This window comes from Terrisporobacter sp. (assembly GCF_017888745.1).
In the GTDB taxonomy this organism is placed as follows: Bacteria; Bacillota; Clostridia; order Peptostreptococcales; family Peptostreptococcaceae; genus Terrisporobacter.
The window spans coordinates 1-3,596 of sequence record NZ_JAGHFM010000018.1 but is presented as its reverse complement, the minus strand read 5'-3'; the positions used below and the strand labels follow the sequence as shown (position 1 = coordinate 3,596).

Annotated in this window: 3 protein-coding genes; all 3 read right to left on the bottom strand. The window is 28.9% G+C overall.

Annotated features, from left to right (window positions below; all coding sequences use genetic code 11):
* Positions 1-202 precede the first annotated feature (202 nt).
* A complete protein-coding gene (locus J7G74_RS00635; RefSeq protein ID WP_297130422.1) occupies positions 203-2,686 on the bottom strand; it encodes a heavy metal translocating P-type ATPase in 2,484 nt (827 codons plus the stop codon).
* A 103-nt stretch (positions 2,687-2,789) separates the two neighbouring features.
* Positions 2,790-3,113: a sensor histidine kinase gene (locus tag J7G74_RS16875; RefSeq protein ID WP_443081631.1), complete on the bottom strand. Its 324-nt coding sequence runs from the start codon at positions 3,111-3,113 to the stop codon at positions 2,790-2,792.
* A gap of 39 nt (positions 3,114-3,152) precedes the next feature.
* On the bottom strand, positions 3,153-3,596 hold a 444-nt coding region (locus J7G74_RS00630), incomplete at its 5' end, for a histidine kinase dimerization/phospho-acceptor domain-containing protein (protein ID WP_297130419.1).

Genomic DNA, 3,596 nt, shown 5'->3' with positions numbered 1-3,596 from the left:
GTATTCTTGTATAAAAATCTAATGATTCCTTATAATTTTCAGTTTGTATACAAATATGATGTATCATCTTTATAGTCATAGTTTATCTCCTTCTATTTTTTATAGTTAACTATCATATTATATCAAATATTTGATGATATTATATTACTCTTATATTAGAATAAAAAAAGACAACTTACAAACTTGTAAGTTGTCTTTTTTATTATTTATCTACTTTAAAACTTTTTAATCTAAGAGCATTTAATAATACTGAAGTTGAACTAAATGCCATAGCAAGTGCCGCTATTACTGGATTTAATAAGGGACCTCCAAATAAGTATAATACTCCTGCTGCAACAGGTATACCTATTACATTATATCCAAATGCCCAGAATAAATTTTCCTTTATATTTGTCATTGTCTTTTTACTTAATTTTATAGCTGTAGATACATCTAATAAATCACTTCTCATAAGAACTATATCAGCAGATTCCATGGCAACATCTGTACCACTTCCTATTGCTATACCTATATCAGCTTGTGCTAATGCTGGAGCATCATTTATACCATCACCAACCATGGCAACAAACTTCCCTTCTTCTTGAAGCTTTTTAACTTCACTAGATTTATCTTGTGGTAAAACTTCTGCTAAAACTCTATCAATACCTACTTGAGTAGCTATAGCTTGTGCTGTCTTTTTATTATCACCAGTTATCATAGCAACTTCAATTCCCATTTCATGAAGCTTTTTAATAGCTTTTGCACTATTTTCTTTTACTATATCCGCAACTGCTATTATACCTGCTATTTTATTATCTATAGCAATATACATAGGTGTTTTACCTTGGCCTGCAAGTTCATCAGATTTCTTTTCAAGATTTAATATATCTATATTTTTACTATCCATTAATTTTTTATTTCCAAGTAATATATCTCTATTATCTAATAAAACTTCTATACCATGTCCAGGTATAGCCATAAATTTATCTACTTTATAGAACCCTAAACTCTTTTCTTCACAATCTCTTACAATAGCTTCACCAAGTGGATGTTCAGAAGATTTCTCTGCACTAGCAGCGACTTTTAGTAATTCTTCTTCTTTTATATTATTTGCTGTAATTATATCAGTAACTACTGGTTTACCTTCAGTTATTGTTCCTGTTTTATCAAATACTATTGTGTTTATTTTATGAGTAGTCTCTAAAGCTTCTCCACCTTTTATAAGAATTCCATTTTCAGCACCTTTTCCTGTTCCAACCATTATTGCTGTTGGTGTAGCAAGACCTAAAGCACAAGGACAAGCAATAACTAATACAGCTATGAATACTGTTAATGAGAATACTACCCCTTTACCTGCCACAAACCATGCTAATCCTGAGACTATAGCGATTACAACTACTACCGGTACAAAATATCCAGAAATAACATCAGCTAATTTAGCAATAGGTGCTTTAGAACCTTGAGCATCTTCAACTAATTTAATAATTTGAGATATAACTGTATCGCTACCTATCTTTTCAGCTCTAAATTTAATAGTACCATTTTTATTAATACTTGCTCCAACAACTGAACTTCCAGGATTTTTTTCTACCGGTATACTTTCACCTGTAAGCATTGATTCATCTACTGAAGTGTATCCTTCTATAACAACTCCATCTACCGGTATTTTTGAACCTGGCTTAACTAATATAATATCTCCAACCTCAACTTCTTCTATTGGAATCTCAATTTCTTTATCATCTTTAATTATAATTGCAGTCTTCGGACTAAGCCCCATTAACTTCTTAATTGCTTCTCCTGTTTTACCTTTTGCCCTTGCTTCAAAGTATTTTCCAAGTAAAACTAAAGTAATTATCACACCAGCACTTTCAAAGTACATATGATGAACTGCCATATGGTCTCCATTATAAGTTAAATATAATGAATATAAACTATATATTAAGGCTGCTCCCGTACCTATAGTAATTAATGAATCCATAGTAGGAGCTTTTGAAATCATAGATTTTACACCTTTAGAGTAAAACTTATTTCCTGCTATTACTATTGGTATAGTTAAGAATAATTGAATTAGTCCAAAGTTAAGTGGATTTATGTTAGGGTCAATTATTTCAGGTATAGGTAAAGGTCCTATAGGTTCTCCTATCATCTGTCCCATTGCTATATAAAATAATGGCACTGCAAATATAGCAGATACTATAAACTTAGTGAATAAGTTTTTCATTTCTTTTTCTTTTCTTATTTTATCTTCATCTACTAATTTTTTACTTTCCATTTCTAAAACTTTAAAACCAGCTTTTTGAATAGCTTCTTTTATTTCATATAATTTAACTTTACTTGGTGAGTAAGTTATAGATGCTTTTTCTGTTGCTAAATTAACTTGTATACTTTCCACACCATCTATTTTTTTCACAGCTCTTTCTACTGCCTTGGAGCAAGATGCACATGTCATCCCTCCTATAGGAATTATCACATCTTTATTTTTTTCTTCTCTTATTACCCCAAAACCAGCTTTTGCTATAGCATTTTCTATATCTTTACTTTTTACTTTTTCACTATTATAAGATATACTTAATTTTTCTGTTGCCATATTTACACTAGCTTCTACACTTTCATCTAATTTTCTAACAGCTCTTTCTACCGCTTTTGCACAAGATGCACAGGTCATACCACTTATTTTTATATCATCTTTAATTATATTTTCTGACATGATTTTTCTCCTTTCAAATTTTAAATTTTATATAAGATACACTTAATTTTTTATTGTGATTGTATTTTATTATAACTTTATGAATATTTTATGAAGGTAAGTTTTATTTTTTGGGAATAGTAATTATAAATTCACTTCCAACATTTAATTTACTTTTTACTTCTATATTTCCCCCATGTAAATCAATTATGGACTTGCATATGGTAAGTCCGACTCCTGTTCCTCCTGTATTTCTACATCTAGATTTATCTACCCTATAAAATCTTTCAAAAATATATTCTAAGCTTTCCTTCGGTATACCTATACCATTATCTTTTACACTTATTTTAATTAAATCTTCAAATTTATATAATTTAATAAAAATTTCACCATTGTTATTACTATATCTAATTGCATTAGAAAGTAAGTTTATTATTACTTGAGAAATTTTCTCTTTATCTATAAAAGCTCTTATCTCTTCTAAGTTTTAATTAATATTTATATTTTTTTCTAAAGCATAACTTTCATTATTATACATAATATTTTTCACAAGTTGTTTTAAATCAACCTCACTTATATCTAACTTATTCTCTTCACTATCAAATTTAGCAAGATTTTTAAGCTGATTTACTAAATGGCTAAGTCTTATTACTTCTTCATTTACACTATTTAATCTCTCTTCACTTGGCTCCCATATTCCATCAATCATAGCTTCCAAATGGGTTTGAATGCTTGTCAAAGGTGTTCTTAACTCATGTGAAATATCAGAAGTTAGCCTCTTTCTCATATTTTCCATATTGTATAACTCTTTAGATAAATCATTTATTGAATTGATAAGATTATCAATCTCTACAATAGAACTTTCATATTCTAAAGTTTGATCATAACCACCCTTTTTTATTGAGTCTGTCATTTTTGATACTACTATTAT